Annotated in this window: 13 protein-coding genes; 10 read left to right on the top strand and 3 right to left on the bottom strand. The window is 58.5% G+C overall.

Annotation, left to right across the window (positions count from 1 at the left end; all coding sequences use genetic code 11):
• Nucleotides 1-228 precede the first annotated feature (228 nt).
• Nucleotides 229-570, bottom strand: coding sequence for a DUF2853 family protein (locus AC4GMC_RS12730; RefSeq protein ID WP_487878689.1), 342 nt, complete (start codon nucleotides 568-570; stop codon nucleotides 229-231).
• A 161-nt stretch (nucleotides 571-731) separates the two neighbouring features.
• A complete protein-coding gene (gene ahcY / locus AC4GMC_RS12725) occupies nucleotides 732-2120 on the bottom strand; it encodes an adenosylhomocysteinase (RefSeq protein ID WP_038005622.1) in 1389 nt (462 codons plus the stop codon).
• 192 nt (nucleotides 2121-2312) lie between these two features.
• On the opposite strand from ahcY, the gene AC4GMC_RS12720 reads away from it, so the two are divergent.
• From AC4GMC_RS12720 to AC4GMC_RS12710, 3 genes are all read left to right on the top strand, one after another.
• Nucleotides 2313-2906 carry an HD domain-containing protein gene (locus AC4GMC_RS12720; RefSeq protein ID WP_487879428.1) on the top strand — a complete coding sequence of 198 codons (594 nt, stop codon included), beginning with the start codon at nucleotides 2313-2315 and terminating at the stop codon, nucleotides 2904-2906.
• A complete protein-coding gene (locus AC4GMC_RS12715; protein WP_487878761.1) occupies nucleotides 2903-3385 on the top strand; it encodes an N-acetyltransferase family protein in 483 nt (160 codons plus the stop codon). The genes AC4GMC_RS12720 and AC4GMC_RS12715 overlap by 4 nt, the downstream gene beginning before the upstream one ends.
• Before the next feature lie 236 nt (nucleotides 3386-3621).
• Nucleotides 3622-4494, top strand: a complete 873-nt coding sequence (locus AC4GMC_RS12710; protein WP_487878762.1) for a LysR family transcriptional regulator — start codon at nucleotides 3622-3624, stop codon at nucleotides 4492-4494.
• Between the two features lie 121 nt (nucleotides 4495-4615).
• Here AC4GMC_RS12710 and AC4GMC_RS12705 read toward each other — a convergent pair whose 3' ends face one another.
• The gene (locus AC4GMC_RS12705; protein WP_038005987.1) at nucleotides 4616-5170 is read right to left on the bottom strand and encodes an ActR/PrrA/RegA family redox response regulator transcription factor; all 555 of its coding nucleotides are present in this window, start codon (nucleotides 5168-5170) and stop codon (nucleotides 4616-4618) included.
• A 144-nt stretch (nucleotides 5171-5314) separates the two neighbouring features.
• Here AC4GMC_RS12705 and regB point away from each other — a divergent pair, with 144 nt between their 5' ends.
• The 7 genes from regB to addA form a co-directional block, all read left to right on the top strand.
• Entirely contained in the window at nucleotides 5315-6703 is a 1389-nt protein-coding gene (gene regB, locus AC4GMC_RS12700) for a sensor histidine kinase RegB (protein WP_487877094.1), read from the top strand.
• Nucleotides 6704-6770: 67 nt separating this feature from the next.
• Nucleotides 6771-8411 carry a PAS-domain containing protein gene (locus AC4GMC_RS12695; protein WP_487877093.1) on the top strand — a complete coding sequence of 547 codons (1641 nt, stop codon included), beginning with the start codon at nucleotides 6771-6773 and terminating at the stop codon, nucleotides 8409-8411.
• Nucleotides 8412-8453: 42 nt separating this feature from the next.
• Nucleotides 8454-8933: a tRNA (adenosine(37)-N6)-threonylcarbamoyltransferase complex ATPase subunit type 1 TsaE gene (tsaE, locus tag AC4GMC_RS12690; protein ID WP_487877092.1), complete on the top strand. Its 480-nt coding sequence runs from the start codon at nucleotides 8454-8456 to the stop codon at nucleotides 8931-8933.
• Complete coding sequence (locus tag AC4GMC_RS12685; RefSeq protein WP_487877091.1) at nucleotides 8926-9909, top strand: aminoglycoside phosphotransferase family protein; 984 nt, start codon at nucleotides 8926-8928, stop codon at nucleotides 9907-9909. The genes tsaE and AC4GMC_RS12685 overlap by 8 nt, the downstream gene beginning before the upstream one ends.
• On the top strand, nucleotides 9906-10592 hold the full coding sequence (locus AC4GMC_RS12680; protein WP_487877090.1) for a nucleotidyltransferase family protein: 687 nt from the start codon (nucleotides 9906-9908) through the stop codon (nucleotides 10590-10592). Before AC4GMC_RS12685 ends, AC4GMC_RS12680 begins: the two co-directional genes overlap by 4 nt.
• Nucleotides 10589-13597, top strand: coding sequence for a double-strand break repair protein AddB (gene addB / locus AC4GMC_RS12675; protein ID WP_487877089.1), 3009 nt, complete (start codon nucleotides 10589-10591; stop codon nucleotides 13595-13597). The genes AC4GMC_RS12680 and addB overlap by 4 nt, the downstream gene beginning before the upstream one ends.
• Nucleotides 13594-16102: double-strand break repair helicase AddA (addA, locus tag AC4GMC_RS12670; RefSeq protein ID WP_487879307.1), on the top strand; the 2509-nt coding region annotated here is incomplete at its 3' end. The genes addB and addA, both read left to right, overlap by 4 nt.

Raw genomic sequence — 16102 nt, 5'->3', positions numbered from 1 at the left:
CCGACCCCCCGGGACCCTCCTGCCACCCGCGTGCTCGACTGCACCACCCGCGGACATAGCACCTACAAATTGAGGCGCGAAACTGAGGGCCCGGCCTTACTGGTCCGGACACGCTTTAGATACCCGAAACCCCGGCGCAAAGCAAAACCATAGTAGGAAGGATTTGTTGTAAGTTACGCAAAAGGCCACGCGCAGCGGCGTGGCCTTGGTGCCAACCTGTCGTGTGGTCTAGGCGTAGACGGCTTCTTTGCCAAAGTGCTTGGTCAGCAGATAATACACCACCGCACGATACTTATTCCGCTCAGATTTTCCGTATTGCTCGATCACGGCATTGATGCCGTCCATCAACTCGGGGCTATCAGCCAACCCAAGCTTTTTGATCAAAAAGTTGTTCTTTACGGTTTCAAGCTCAGCCGCTTGAGAGCCCGCCACCGTCGCCGCATCGGCATTGTAAATGGCTGGCCCGCAGCCAATCGTGACCTTCTCCAAAAGGCTCATGTCCGGCTCTACACCTATCTTTGTTTTCAAATCATCTGCGTATTTTGCAATCAATTCGTCGCGCTTACCCATATTTGGTCTCCCAGCTGTTGGATCATGCATCCGCCCTAATTGGAGCGGCCATGCTACGCTATCCGCTGTTCCGCGGTTCTCAAAGCGGGAAATTAACGAAAGACGCCGTACAGAAAACGGGGCCCCAAATTGGGACCCCGCGAAAAAATCATCTCGATGGCTTAGTAACGATAATGCTCGGGTTTGAAGGGACCCTCTTGGGCCACGCCGATATAGTCGGCCTGATCCTTGGACAGCTTAGTTAGTTTCACACCGATCTTCGCAAGGTGCAGCGCGGCTACTTTTTCATCCAAGTGCTTGGGCAGGATAAAGACGCCGGGCTGGTATTCGTCACCTTTGGTCCACAGCTCAATCTGCGCCAACACCTGATTGGTAAAGGATGCGGACATCACGAACGACGGGTGACCCGTTGCGTTGCCAAGGTTCAAAAGGCGACCTTCCGACAGCAGGATCAAGCGGCTGCCCGAGGGCATTTCGATCATATCCACTTGATCTTTGATGTTCGTCCACTTGTGGTTTTTGAGTGCCGCAACTTGGATTTCATTGTCGAAGTGACCGATGTTGCCAACGATCGCCATGTCCTTCATTTCACGCATGTGTTCGATGCGGATCACGTCTTTGTTACCAGTCGTGGTGATGAACACATCCGCCGAGGATACAACATCCTCCAGCAACACAACCTCAAAGCCGTCCATAGCGGCTTGCAGCGCACAAATGGGATCAGCCTCGGTCACTTTGACCCGAGCACCCGCGCCTTGCAGGGATGCCGCCGAGCCTTTGCCAACATCGCCGTAGCCACACACAACCGCGACTTTACCAGCCAGCATTGTGTCCGTTGCACGACGAATGCCATCGACGAGCGACTCTTTGCACCCGTACTTGTTGTCGAACTTCGACTTAGTAACGGAGTCGTTCACGTTGATCGCAGGGAAGGGCAGTTGGCCGTTTTTGTGCAGATCATACAGGCGATGCACGCCAGTGGTCGTTTCCTCGGACACGCCGCGGATCTGTTCTTTCATCTTGGTGAACCAACCGGGGCTCGCGGCCAAACGCTTGGCGATCTGGGCCTTAATGACGGCCTCTTCCTCGGACTGCGGGACTGGGATGATTTCTTCACCAGCCTCGGCGCGGGCACCGAGCAAGATGTAGAGCGTCGCATCGCCGCCATCATCAAGGATCAGGTTTGGGCCTTCGGGGAACATGAACGATTTGTCCAAGTAATCCCAATGCTCCTCAAGGGTTTGGCCCTTGATGGCGAAAACCGGCACACCGGCTTCGGCGATTGCGGCGGCTGCGTGATCTTGGGTTGAAAAAATGTTGCACGACGCCCAGCGGACATCCGCGCCCAAAGCGACCAGCGTTTCGATCAGAACCCCTGTCTGGATCGTCATGTGCAACGAACCCACGATGCGAGCGCCGGCCAGCGGCTGGGATGCGCCATATTCTTCACGCAGCGCCATCAGACCGGGCATTTCGGTCTCAGCGATGTCCAATTCTTTGCGACCGAATGCGGCCAAAGCGATGTCTTTTACGATATAATCAAGCGCCATCCGGGCGGCTCCTCTTGGGTTGATCTTCTTGACGGGGGCCATAACACTGAAACCATGCAGGGTCTATGGTTGCGCATGGCCGCGGCGGTCTGGCGCCTAACCTTGCGCATCGCACGGAGTGTAACCATTGTGATTGCACAAAAAACCGTCAGTCGCGCCGCCGCGCATCGCTGATCTATGAATGAGGTAGACATGGCCCGACCCGCCCGCGCTTGGCAACGTATGCTCTCGGGGCGTCGCCTTGATCTGCTTGATCCGACCCCGATGGACATAGAGGTAGAGGACATCGCCCACGGTCTCGCGTTCGTGGCGCGCTGGAATGGCCAGACCCAAGGCGACTACGCCTATTCCGTGGCTGAACACTCCTTATTGGTGGAAACGCTTTATTCTCGCCTGACACCGGATGCCCCCGTGAAATGGCAATTAGCCGCCCTGCTGCATGACGCCCCTGAATATGTCATCGGCGATATGATCTCCCCGGTCAAAGCCGCTGTTGGCCCTGGGTATGGCAAGCTGGATGACAAACTACAGGCAGCCATTCACATCCGATTTGGTGTCCCCGCGCAGGTCCCCGCCGCCGTCAAGAAACAGATCAAAAAGGCCGACCGCATCAGCGCGTGGTTAGAGGCGACGCAGATCGCGGGCTTTACGCAGGCAGAGGCGGACAAACTGTTCGGCGCGCCCGACCCTGCGATAACCAAAGGCCTGAGCATCGCATTGCGCCCCCCCTTGGATGTCCGCAGCGCCTTTAAGGCAAGGCACACCCAATTGATGGAGGCCCTATGATCGCCACGCGCCCCGCCCAGCTGTTTGATGCCGCTGCCATGGCTGCATTGCTCAACCCGATTATCGAAACCGGTGGCACAACAGCCCTAACCCAATCCGTCGACGCCAAATTTATCCGCGACTGGATGACCAAAGCGCCTGCGCGTTCTGCGTGGACAGTCGCTGAAAGCGAGGGTGATATCGTGGGGTTTCAATTGATCGCACCGTGGGATCAAATCCCGGACGACGCATGCGACATCGGCACCTACGTGGCCCAAGATAGATCCGGGATGGGCATCGGCTCCGCACTGTTTGAGGCGACCAAGAAAGCCGCCTCAAAACTTGGGTACAAATGGATCAACGCCCACATCCGCGCCGACAACGAAAGCGGCCTGCCCTACTATCAATCCCGCGGATTTCGGGATTGGAAATATGTTGAAGGCTATCAACTAGACGACGGACAGATCGTTGATAAGGTTTGGAAACGCTTCGACCTTTAACGATAAAGACTCCACTGCCCTAAGTGGATTTTATAGGCCGTATCCGGGTCTGTTGGGCAAGGGCGCTTGGTACACATTGGCACCTCCCAATGGGTCGTACGAGGTGCAGCAAAAAACATCTCAAAAGCTTTGGCAAACATCATGGCCTCCTATGGCAAATCTGTCTTTGGTGTACCGCTGGTCTTGTGCCAAAGCGACTCTCGACAATTTCGCGGATGTTAGTTTAACTTACAGTCATGCTAGACTGGCGCACGCTTCCTTCCCTTCCTGCATTGCGGGCGTTCGACGCCGCTGTGCGCACTGGCAGCTATTCTGAGGCGGCCCGTACCCTCAACGTGACACATGCAGCAATCGCGCAACATGTCCGCGCCCTGGAAAAACACTTTGCCCAAACGCTTATGATCCGCGCAGGCCAAGGCATGACGCCCACACCCGAAGGTGCGCTCTTGGCCACTCACTTAGCCGAAGGGTTTGACACCATCTCTGCGGGCTGCGCGCGACTGTCCGACATCACCGCAATGCGCCCATTCACTTTGTCCTGCACGCTGGCTTTTGCAGAGAACTGGCTAATGCCGCGCGTCTCGGATTTTTGGGCGAAACACCCTGATATTGAACTAGCGATTTTACCGAACAATGCCTTGGTGAATTTCAAAACCGATCTTGTGGATTGCGCCGTTCGCTACGGGAACGGCTCGTGGCCTAGTCTCACCGCTACGCCTCTTTTGACCGGAGAATTCATCGTCGTCGCCGCCCCGCAGTTAGCACCAGCGCAGCCCGTGCGCGATATGGCAGACCTGATCGACGTCGTCTGGGTGACCAATGACATACCGGGCGAACACCATGTGCTTGTGCGCGACTTCGGCTTTACCGCGCCTGATATTCGGATGCGGACGTTTGCGACCAACGGACTTGTGTTGGCAGCGGTGCGCAGTGGGCTCGGCTTTTCGATCCAATCCCGATCGTTGGTCACACGCGATCTAGCGGATGGTACATTGGTGGAGGTCTTCGCCAAACCAACAGAGGGTCTTGGTTATTGGATTGTCCATCCAGAGGATGCAGAAATACCGCGCCTAAGGCTTTTCAAGCGTTGGCTCTTGAGCCACGTTTAACCCGCCTTGCGCCCCATTATTAATGCTTTCGAAATGAAGGCAAAGGTCGGTCAATAGCGGCCAGCACGGTGCCCAAATCTTAATGGGCACTGTGCTGGGTTAACTCGGGCTGAAAGCAACGCTATCGCGGCGAACGTTTTGCCAAAATACGCTGAAGTGTACGTCGGTGCATATTCAGACGCCGCGCGGTCTCAGAGACATTGCGATCACACAATTCATACACCCGTTGAATATGCTCCCACCGGACGCGATCAGCACTCATCGGGTTGTCGGGTGGTGGGGGCAATTCATCGCCCTTGGCCAACAACGCGTTGGTGATGTCATTCGCATCCGCAGGTTTGCTTAGATAGTCTGTTGCGCCGATCTTGACTGCTGCCACGGCAGTGGCAATCGCCCCATAGCCGGTCAACACAACGATACGTGCGTCGGGTCGCTTTTCGCGAAGCGTTTCAACGACATCCAGCCCGTTGCCATCCTCAAGCCGCAAGTCGACGACAGCATATGCAGTGGGGCGCGCGGTCGCAATTGCTATCCCTGCGGCGACACTGCTCGCGGCCTCAACCTCAAATCCGCGCTTGTCCATAGCGCGTTCTAATCTTCTCAGAAACGGTTCATCGTCGTCCACCAATAATAGCGTCCGATCAGCCCCCAAATCCCTTGCTTCATTTTCAGCCATTGCGGTCACTCCTGGGCTGTTTTTTCAAGCAAGCTATGGGGAATTAACACATTGGTCAAATGCCCCGAGGCACAAAACCGCATCATCATTGTTAAAAAACTCTTGCGTCTCGACGCGCTGCACCCTCCCTTCAGGACCATGAGCATGGCAGACAACCCTTTTTCCGGCGGCGCGCGTGATGATCGCATTCGATTGCGGACGCTGATAAACCTGCGCTGGCTGGCGGTACTTGGCCAAACAGTTACCCTTGTTATTGCAAGTTTTTTCCTAACGCTGCGCGTGGAATTGGGCCTTTGCTTTTTGGCGGTCGGATCCTCGGTCATCGCAAATTTGCTTGCCATGACTGTGTTCCCCGTGAACCAGCGCCTTAACGACCGCGACGCGATGCTAACGCTGCTGTTCGACGTGGCTCAACTGACATTTTTGCTGTTTTTGACAGGCGGATTGAACAACCCGTTCGCCCTATTATTCATCGCTCCGGTCACTATTTCGGCAACCGCACTTTCTCTGCGATCAACCGTCTTTCTGGGCTGCATCACCTTTGTATTGATCTCAGCGCTTGGCATCTTCCACGTCCCTTTGCGCACGCAGGAAGGTTTCATCCTTGAGATGCCAGAAATCTACCTGTGGGGATTTTGGGTCGCGATCATCGTAGGCGCTTTGTTTTTGTCGGCCTATGCGCAGCGTGTCACACAAGAACGCAACGCTATGTCCGACGCACTTTTCGCCACCCAAATGGCCCTCACCCGGGAACAAAGCCTTACCGATTTGGGTGGGGTCATTGCCGCAGCGGCCCACGAATTGGGCACGCCCTTGGCGACGATCAAACTGGTCAGTTCCGAATTGGTAGAAGAACTTCAGGACGACCAGGTCCTGCGCGAAGACGCCGAGCTTATCCGCGAACAGGCTAACCGGTGTCGCGATATTCTGCGGTCAATGGGCCGTGCCGGTAAGGATGATTTACACATCCGCTCTGTGCCGATTTCGGGGCTGGTAAAAGAGGCCGCAGAACCCCATTCGGACCGAGGTATTGAGCTGCTGTATACGTTTACCCCGCTCATTGGTGGCGATGAAAAACAGCCTAATTTGCAGCGTAAACCTGAGCTCTTGCATGGATTACGCAATATGGTTCAAAACGCGGTCGACTTCGCCCATAGTCGCGTTTGGATTGACGCGCACTGGAACCAGAATATGGTTCAAATCCGGGTGATTGACGATGGCGCGGGCTATCCGCCTGAGCTGATCCGACGCATTGGTGACCCCTTTCTCCGCCGTCGCAAACCCGCCCGAGAGGTAAGCCAGCGCAAGGGCTATGAAGGGATGGGCTTGGGCCTGTTTATTGCAAAAACCCTTTTGGAACGCACAGGCGCCAAAGTGGCCTTTGCCAATGGCACTGACCCATTTTTGACGAACGAAGAGCGCGGCGATCGATCTGGCGCGATTGTCGATGTCACTTGGCCGCGCGAGGCTGTTGTAATGGAGGCGACAGACGTTATGGGCCCCCTCGGCGAAAACCAGTTGATCGATCGTTAGTTAAGCCAACCTAAGCTACGTTAACGCCTTGTTAACCCTCCCTCACCTAAAAAGGAGGGCGGTTTTAATGGAAGGCTACGCAATGCTCATGGATCCACTCTTTATGGGCCTCCTTTTATTTGTAAGTTTTTGTGCGGCTTTGGCTGCTCTGTCCGCCATCCTTTTTCTTGCCCCACGGGTGCGCACGGGCCCGGTGCATGCGCCTGACGATGTACTTGCAGAACCTCGCCGCTTTATCTTTCGCGATGGCTATCTGCTGGAGCATTCTGGAGGCGCGGGCTTCCTGATCCCGACGCCTGTGGATCACCTGACCGCGTGGGAGTCACTGGAAGAGGCACTTGCAGACCTAATCGACGGGATCAGTGACGCTCTAAATGGATTGCGCAAAGATGGTCGTGCCTTTCGTTTGAACGGCACAATGGGCAAAGATCGGATGACCGTGTTGGGTGTGCGCGATGGTGAACTGCTGCGCATCACAGTATCGGCGGCGGACCGTGCGCAAGATACGGTTCGCATTGATCAATCGACGCTCGACAGCCTAACCCGCGACATGACTAATTTACGCGCTGCCGCCGAAACCGCGCCCGCGTTAAGTTGGTGTCAGGATGAACAGGGTCAGATTATATGGGCCAATGCCGCCTACCGCCAACGCCTCGCTGAGCAAAAAGGCGAAGCTGCGGCCAGCGTTTGGCCGATTGGCCGCATCTTCCCCGAGGAAGCCACCATATCAGCCGGTAGCTTGCGTCGCAAAATAACCAGTGATGACCAGATGACGAGCCTCTGGTTCGAGTTAACCATCAGTGAACCAGTGGCCGGAAACCGCTACATTCATGCCACTCCGTTAGACAAAGTCGTCCGCGCGGAAGACAATCTGCGCAACTTTATCCAGACACTAACCAAGACCTTCGCGCACCTTCCAACTGGCCTCGCGATCTTTGATCGAGATCGCCAACTGGCCCTGTTTAATCCTGCGTTGATAAATCTTACCGATTTGGACGGCGCTTGGCTGTCGCAACGCCCCAAGCTCTCGGTTTTCTTTGATCACCTGCGTGAACGCCAACGTCTGCCTGAACCAAAGGACTACAAATCGTGGCGTGATAGCCTGACCAAGTTAGAACGGACCGAAGGTACCGGTACCTATGAAGAAACCTGGAGCCTCGCATCCGGGCAGACCTTTCGCGTCACGGGGCGCCCGCATGCGGACGGCGCCGTGGCCCTGTTGATCGAAGACATCAGCGCCGAAATATCGGTCACACGCAGGTTCCGCGCCGAGCTTGAGATGTTCCAATCCGTCTTTGATAGCGGGGATGAGGCGATTGTCGTGTTCACGCCAGCGGGCCAACTCACACTTTCCAACGCCCGCTACTCAGAAATGTGGGAACACGATCCTCGGTTCTCCCTGACCGAGGTATCCGCCGCCGACGCCATAGCCTTGTGGAAGGAAAACAGCGCACCAAGCCCCGTTTGGGGTGAGTTGCGCGATTTCGTCGGGTCGCTCAGTAAACGGGCGGAATGGTTCGACACGATCATCCTACGCGACGGGCGCATGTTACATATCCGCGTCTCGCCCCTTGCAGGTGGGATGACGCTTGTCGGCTTTTTGGAAAAAGGCAAAGCCCCCGCAATTGCGCCCTCGGACCAAGTCATCATCGACGCGGCCCCAACCAATAAGCGTAAGCAAACGACCTCTAGCACATCGCCATCGTAACAGCCCTTGCGGCAGGGGACGCAGGCTCGTTATGTCTGTGTCATGACGTCGAAAACGCTCCTCTCCTCGCCCGAGGCCACCACCGCATTTGCCAAACGCCTTGCCGCCGAACTGACACCGGGGGACACGCTGCTCCTTGAGGGGCAGCTCGGCTCTGGCAAGTCGCACTTTGCGCGCTCTGTGATCCATGCGCTCCAAGCTAACGCGGGCCAGCCACCCGAAGATGTGCCGTCGCCCACGTTCACCCTCGTACAAACCTATGTCGCTGGCACGACTGAAATTTGGCACGCCGATCTCTATCGCCTTGCGGCGCCGGATGAAGTGTTCGAACTGGGCCTAGATGAGGCGTGGCAGACCGCAATTTGCCTGATCGAATGGCCCGACCGTTTGGGTGATGCCACCCCAACCGGCGCCGTCACATTGACCTTTGCTCACACCGATATTGACGACACGCGAACCATCGCGGTCTCGGGCTTTGGCGGTCCCTTGTGTGCGAAGATCGAGGGCGCATTAAATGACTGATCGCGCAGACGAAATCACAGCCTTTTTAGCCCAAACGGACTGGGCCACCGCCACGCAGCACCCCTTGCAACAGGATGCCTCAAACCGGCGCTATATCCGGCTGGTGCAGGACAGTAGCCGTTCCATTTTGATGGATGCCCCCGCCAGTGCGGGTGAGGACGTGCGTCCCTATGTCGACATCACCACACGGCTGCGCGATGCTGGGCTAAGCGCACCCGAAATCTATGCGCAAGACGTGGCAAAAGGTCTGCTTTTGCTTGAGGATTTGGGCGACGACCTTTTTGCCGACACCCTAGCCCACATCCCTGACATGGAGATCGAGCTGTACACGGCGGCCGTGGATGTCCTGATCGCGCTACATCACCAAACACCGGCCCCCGGCCTCAGCCCCTATGATGCCGCCACAATGGGCCCGCTCGCGGCACTTGCCGCGGTCTGGTACGCACCGAATGAGGCGCTCGAAACCGAGATTGCCCAGTCCGTTAGCACCCTTGCCGATGACATCTTGCCCACGCAGATGGGCATGATCCAACGGGACTATCATGCGCAAAACCTGTTGTGGCTGCCTGAACGCAACGGTCTTTCGCGGGTGGGGTTATTGGACTACCAAGATGCAATGCTTGGGCCGCTTGCCTATGATCTGGTGTCGCTGACATTGGATGCGCGACGCAATGTGACCCCTGCCATTCACACCGCAATGATTGCGCATTTTGCCGCCGGGACTGGCCAAACGGTGGATGCAGTCACACGACACGCCGCACTTTGTGGAGCACAGCGCAACCTACGAATTATAGGCGTTTTTGCCCGCCTTTGGCTTCGCGACGGCAAGCCCAATTACCTATCGCTGCTGCCCCGCGCCTGGGATCATTTACAAACCTGCCTCAGTCACCCTGACCTTGCGCCATTGGCCAAACTATGCGCGGCATTACCCGCGCCCTCGACCGATTACTTGGCCCAGATCAAGGCTCGACGATGAACGTTATGATCTTTGCCGCAGGGCTTGGCACTCGGATGCGCCCCCTAACGGAAACGACGGCAAAGGCGCTGATCCCAGTCGCTGGGCGTGCCCTATTGGATCACGCACTGGATCAGGCCCGTGCCGCGTCACCTGCCCAGATTGTTGTGAACGCGCACCACCATGCGCAGCAAGTACAAACACACCTCGCGGCCAAAACCGGCGTGGCCTGCGTGGTCGAACCCGGCCCGGTGTTGGAAACCGGCGGTGGGTTGCGCAATGCCCTGCCGTTGCTTGGGCCGAACCCGGTCATGACCCTCAACTCAGACGCGGTTTGGACCGGCCCATCAGCGGCACAAACGCTGCGCGCGGCATGGGATCCCGCCCGGATGGATGGGCTTTTGCTGCTGGTTCCACTTGACCGCGCACATGGTCGCAAAGGTGGCGGTGATTTCGCGATCATGCAGGGCGGTGCGTTGGCCCGCGATACGAACGGGATGGTCTACACCGGCGCCGGGATCGTAAAGACCGAAGGGCTCGCACCCATCACAGATCAAGTGTTTTCTCTGAGAGAGCTTTGGGCGCTTATGATTGCCACAGGACGGCTTCATGGCGTCGTGCATCCCGGCCACTGGGCCGATGTGGGCCACCCAGAGGGCATCATTCAGGCCGAAACCATGCTGCGGGAGCAGACGCGCCCATGACCTTGTTTGCCCCATCCGACGCCCCGCGCGTTTTTGCCGAACCCCTCGGCGTCGACTTCTCAGAAGCCTTGGTCGCGGGGCTGCGTACCCGGCTCGCAGGGCAACCGCCTGAGGCAATCGCCCGGGTCACGATCCTTGTAAACACCCGCCGGATGGAGCGTCGGTTGCGTGAGGTTTTCCTTGCGACCGGCCATGGCTTTCTCCCCAAGTTGATGCTGGTCAGCGATCCAGCAGCATTGTGTCCGACAAACCCGCTTCCAAACGCCGTCTCGCCCCTGCACCTGCGACTGACCGTGTCGCATTTGGTCGGACGGTTGCTGGACGCAGCACCTGATCTGGCCCCGCGCAGCGCTGCGTTCGACCTTGCGGGTAGCCTGTGCGATTTGTTGGGTGAGATGCAGGAAGAACGCGTACCCACATCGGCCCTTAAGGCGATTGAGACCGGGACGCTGTCGGCCCACTGGGAACGCTCGCTCACCTTTCTTGACATCGTCACGCGCTACCTCGCGCTTGATGGTACGCACCCAGAATTGATCACCGCCGAGGCCCGCCAAGCAGCCGCACTCGACGCACTTTTCGCACGCTGGGATACGCGCCCTCCGCAGGATCCAATCCTTGTGGCCGGCTCAACCGGGTCGCGCGGCCCCACGTTGCGCCTGATGGAACGGATCGCAAGCCTGCCCCAAGGGGCGCTGATCCTACCGGGTGTAGATCAAACCCTCTCACCCACACTGTGGCAAAGCCTTGTGGCGCAAGGCTCGGAAGATCATCCACAGTTTCGCTACGCGGCCCTGTGTGACGGGGTTGGCATTGATCCCGCCCAACTGCCGCAATGGTCCACGCACAGCCCCAATGCGCCGGAGCGTACGCGACTTTTGTCGCTCGCCCTGCGGCCAGCGCCCGTGACAGACCAATGGCGCGCCGAAGGGCCCGCCCTGCGCCCAGACCTTGCTGCCGCCACCGATGGCATGACCCTGCTAGAGGCGCGCACCCCACGCACAGAGGCCATCACCATCGCCCTTCGACTGCGCCAAGCGGTTGAGGACGGCACCCGCGCGGCCTTGATTTCGCCGGACCGGGTGCTGACGCGGCAGGTCACATCCGCGCTGAACCGATGGGGCATCACCCCCGATGACAGCGCAGGCGCGCCATTGGGCCTCAGCGCACCGGGCCGTTTGTTGCGCATGGTTGCACAAATGATGGGCCGCCCCGTGACGCCGGAGCGGCTGCTTGCGCTGCTAAAACATCCGCTGACCCACTCGGGGCGCGATGACCGGGGCCAACACCTGTTGTTCACCCGTAATCTGGAACTCGACTTGCTGCGACGGGGCTGCCCCTTTCCTGATCGCACCACTGTCACCCAATGGCTGACGGATCGCCCCGCCCCTTTGCCAGAGACTTTGCAAACATGGGTCGCATGGTTATGCGATCTTTTGGATGTATGCGCCTCCGAAGCCCCGGATCGCCCCCTTGCGGACCATCTAAGTACGCATATCGCGCTGTGTGAACGCCTGTGCGCGGGGCCTGACGCAGCAGGCGCTGGCGAGCTGTGGGAAAAAGCCCCCGGGATTGAGGCCGCTGCAACCATCGCAGCCCTGCGCACCGACGCAGGCACGGATGGTCAAGAGATGACCCTTGCGGAATACGGCACGATCCTGTCGACCGTGCTACAAGGTGGTGAGGTGCGCGAACCCTTTACAGGCCACGGCAATGTTATGATCTGGGGCGCGATGGAGGCACGAGTCCAAGGTGCCGATCTGGTAATCTTGGCCGGGCTGAACGATGGCGTCTGGCCCGACTTGCCGACGCCGGACCCTTGGATGAACCGCAAAATGCGCATGGATGCAGGACTGCGCACGCCAGATCGGCGCATCGGCCTTTCTGCCCATGATTTTCAACAGGCCATCGCTGGCAAGCAAGTCTGGCTCACGCGATCTTTGCGCGACGCCGAAGCGGAAACCGTGCCCTCCCGCTGGTTGAACAGGTTGACCAACCTTTTGCGCGGATTGGCACCAGAAGGGCCCGATGCGCTAAAGGCGATGACCGCACGCGCCGCGCCGTGGATACTTCAGGCAGAGGCGCTCGATCGACCAGACACCATCATACCGCGCGCGCCGCGGCCGGCCCCAGCCCCCGTCGTGGCTGCTCGACCGCGTCAGTTATCCGTGACCCGTATCCAGACGCTGATCCGCGACCCATATGCGATTTACGCCGCCAACGTGCTGAACCTTCGGGCTCTTGATCCGCTGCGCCAAACGCCAGATGCCCCGCTGCGCGGCACGATCATCCATGCCGTAATGGATCGGTTTACCGCCGCCACCCTAGACAGTTTGCCCGCAGACCCGCTGCCCCTATTTGAAGACATCCTAACAGACACCCTGACCGAGCAAGCGCCGTGGCCCGCAGCCCGTCGCCTGTGGCGGGCCAAACTTATGCGGATCGCGCCTCAATTCTTGGCGCGTGAAGCCGAACGCAGAGCCCATGCCACCCCAGCACTGACTGAGGAACGGGGCCGGATCACCCTGCCCGAAATCGACTTTACCCTGTCAGCAGAAGCAGATCGGATCGACACCCTCCCGGACGGGCGCGTGTGGATTTACGACTATAAAACCGGTCAAATTCCGTCGGCAAAGGTGCAAACATTCTTTGATCGGCAGATGCCGCTTGAGGCGTTGATCGTTGAGGGTGGCGGCTTCAAAACCCTCGGGGTGCGGGACGTTGCAGGCATGACATACATAGGGCTTGGCTCTGCCGCCAAAGACCTTGAGGTCGATATGAACCCCATCATCGATGATACGCAGATGCCGCTGCTGCCTGAGACACGGGCCGGGTTGATCCGCCTGATCCGCAGCTATGACAGCCCCGATCAAGGGTACACGTCGCACCGCGCAATGGAAGGCGTAACCTACGAAAGCGACTATGCGCATCTGGCCCGCCGGGGCGAATGGGACGATACCGCCCCCGCCACACTGATCAGAGTAGGCCGGGAGGAGAACGCGCCATGACCCACCCCGCCTCTGCCGCGCAAATCGCTGCGGCCAACCCCGCAACATCCACGTGGCTATCCGCCAACGCAGGCTCTGGCAAAACACGCGTTCTGACAAACCGTGTGGCGTGGCTGTTGCTAGAGGGTACCCCGCCTGAACGTATCCTGTGCCTGACCTACACAAAAGCCGCCGCCGGTGAGATGCAAAACCGTCTGTTCGCACAGCTAGGAGCCTGGGCGATGATGGAGGACGCGGAGCTACGCGCCGAGTTATCCGAAATGGGTGTGCCAGACAGCTCTGAGGTCCCGCTGGACCACGCCCGCACCCTGTTTGCGCGTGCGATTGAAACTCCGGGCGGCCTCAAAATTCAAACGATCCACGCGTTTTGCGCCTCGCTCCTGCGGCGGTTTCCGCTTGAGGCGGGTGTCTCGCCCCAATTCTCAGAAATGGACGACCGCGCGGGCACCCTGTTGGCAGCGGAAACCCTAGAAGAACTGGTCGCCACCCCTGAAGGCACCGCGTTATTCGACGACGTCGCCCAGCATTTGACCGACCAAGACGCCGAGAAATTCTGCGCCCAGATCATCAAATCACGCGATCATTTTGCCCGCCCCCGATCCCGCGCCGATATTTTTGCGGCCTTCGGTTTAGATGAGGCCGACGACGTCATGGCCCAGGCGCTGACGCCCGAGGTTCTGCACGATTTCAAAGAGATGCGCGGCGCCTTGCAAGGCGTTGACAGCAAGACAATGATCAGCTTGGCGGAACGGCTTGCCCCGCTTGATTTGAACAACGCTTCGCAGGAAGTGTTTGAGGCGTTTCTAAATACATTCCTGACGGGCAAGTTTGAGCTGCGCAAAAATCCAGTCACAGCGCCTGTGCTCAAGAAGCTTGATCCCGACATGATCGAAGACCTCAAGGAGGTCGCACGTGCGGCCCATGAACGGCGTGGCAGACAGGCAGCGGCGGCCCAAACGGCGGCTCTTCATGCCTTTGCCGCGCCTTATCTTGCCCGGATTGAGGACCGAAAGGCCGCACGCGGCTGGCTGGATTTTGACGACCTGATCCAGAAAACACGCGCACTTTTGTCCCGCTCGGATGTGGCGCAATGGGTGCTCTTCAAACTCGACGGTGGGATCGACCACATTTTGGTGGATGAGGCCCAAGATACCTCGCCCGTGCAGTGGGATGTGATCACCGCCTTGGCCGCCGAATTCGCCAGTGGCGAAGGCGCAAGATCGGATGTGGCCCGTACGCTGTTCGTGGTGGGTGACAAAAAGCAATCCATCTACTCATTCCAAGGGGCGGCCCCCGAAAAGTTCGACGAGATGCGGGAAACATTCGCCGAGCGTTTGGCGGCGGTTGATGCACCCTTCCAGTCGCGTGAGTTGCAGTATTCTTTTCGCTCAGCGCCCACAATTCTGAACCTTGTGGACGCAACCTGCGGCGATGGCCGCGCACCCGGCACCGGGGCCAAGGTGCTGCACACCGCCTTTTTTGAGGACAAGCCCGGCCGCGTAGACCTGTGGCCTGTGATCCCGTCGCTGGGCGAAGCCGATCCTGATCGCGCATGGTTTGACCCCGTGGACCGCCCCGCCCGCAACGACCCAAAGGTGCTGATGGCCGAAAGGGTCGCCGCACAGATTGAGCAAATGCTGAGCGATCGCACCCTGATTACCGTAGGCAAGGAACGCAGACCCGTTCAGCCCGGCGATATCGTTATTCTGCTGCAACGCCGCAAGGAACTGTTCAACCTGATCCTTGAGAAATGCAAAGCTCGGAACCTGCCGCTTGCGGGGGCGGATGTATTGCGGATTTCGGGGGAAATGGCGGTCAAGGATTTAACCGCGCTCTTGTCGTTTCTCGCGACGCCCGAGGATGATCTCTCTCTTGCTGCTGTCCTTCGCTCGCCGCTGTTTGGCTGGTCTGAGGATGATCTTTTCCGCCTCGCGCATCCGCGCGGCAAAGCATACTTGTGGGAGTCACTGCGCCGCCGTGGCACGCCAGAAAACACCGTGACAGAGCTTCAGGAACTGCTGCGTGTTGCAGATTTTCTGCGCCCTTACGAATTGCTTGAACGCGTGCTGACGCGCATGGGCGGACGGCGCAGGTTTCGAGCACGATTGGGCGATGAATGCATCGAAGCGCTGGATGCATTGCTCCAGCAGGCTCTGACCTATGAGCAAAACGATGTGCCCAGCCTGACTGGATTTTTGACATGGCTCGACGCCGAAGAGATCAAAATCAAGCGGCAGATGGATGCCCGCGCGGGCCTGATCCGGATTATGTCGGTGCATGGGGCCAAGGGGCTTGAAAGCCCTGTAGTGATCCTGCCGGAGTGCCAGTTCATCAAAGCCCAAGGCGCGCCCCGCTTTGTGGAAGGGCCGGACGATCTGCTCGCTTGGAAACCCGGCGCGTCCCTCACCCCGCCTGAACTGGCCGAGCAAGTCGAGGCGAAGGCCATGGCGCAGCAGGACGAAAAAGACCGCCTGCTGTACGTCGCCATGACCCGGGCCGAAAGCT

It is taken from the genome of Thalassobacter sp., assembly GCF_982993085.1.
Note: the sequence above shows the minus strand (reverse complement) of the source record. Positions and strands in the feature narration are given on the sequence as shown.

Bases quoted from the DNA above. Each gene is read 5' to 3' on its own strand.
- AC4GMC_RS12730 (WP_487878689.1), bottom strand. From the start codon at position 570: ATGGGTAAGCGCGACGAATTGATTGCAAAATACGCAGATGATTTGAAA.
- ahcY (WP_038005622.1), bottom strand. From the start codon at position 2,120: ATGGCGCTTGATTATATCGTAAAAGACATCGCTTTGGCCGCATTCGGT.
- AC4GMC_RS12720 (WP_487879428.1), top strand. From the start codon at position 2,313: ATGGCCCGACCCGCCCGCGCTTGGCAACGTATGCTCTCGGGGCGTCGC.
- AC4GMC_RS12715 (WP_487878761.1), top strand. From the start codon at position 2,903: ATGATCGCCACGCGCCCCGCCCAGCTGTTTGATGCCGCTGCCATGGCT.
- AC4GMC_RS12710 (WP_487878762.1), top strand. From the start codon at position 3,622: ATGCTAGACTGGCGCACGCTTCCTTCCCTTCCTGCATTGCGGGCGTTC.
- AC4GMC_RS12705 (WP_038005987.1), bottom strand. From the start codon at position 5,170: ATGGCTGAAAATGAAGCAAGGGATTTGGGGGCTGATCGGACGCTATTA.
- regB (WP_487877094.1), top strand. From the start codon at position 5,315: ATGGCAGACAACCCTTTTTCCGGCGGCGCGCGTGATGATCGCATTCGA.
- AC4GMC_RS12695 (WP_487877093.1), top strand. From the start codon at position 6,771: ATGGAAGGCTACGCAATGCTCATGGATCCACTCTTTATGGGCCTCCTT.
- tsaE (WP_487877092.1), top strand. From the start codon at position 8,454: ATGACGTCGAAAACGCTCCTCTCCTCGCCCGAGGCCACCACCGCATTT.
- AC4GMC_RS12685 (WP_487877091.1), top strand. From the start codon at position 8,926: ATGACTGATCGCGCAGACGAAATCACAGCCTTTTTAGCCCAAACGGAC.
- AC4GMC_RS12680 (WP_487877090.1), top strand. From the start codon at position 9,906: ATGAACGTTATGATCTTTGCCGCAGGGCTTGGCACTCGGATGCGCCCC.
- addB (WP_487877089.1), top strand. From the start codon at position 10,589: ATGACCTTGTTTGCCCCATCCGACGCCCCGCGCGTTTTTGCCGAACCC.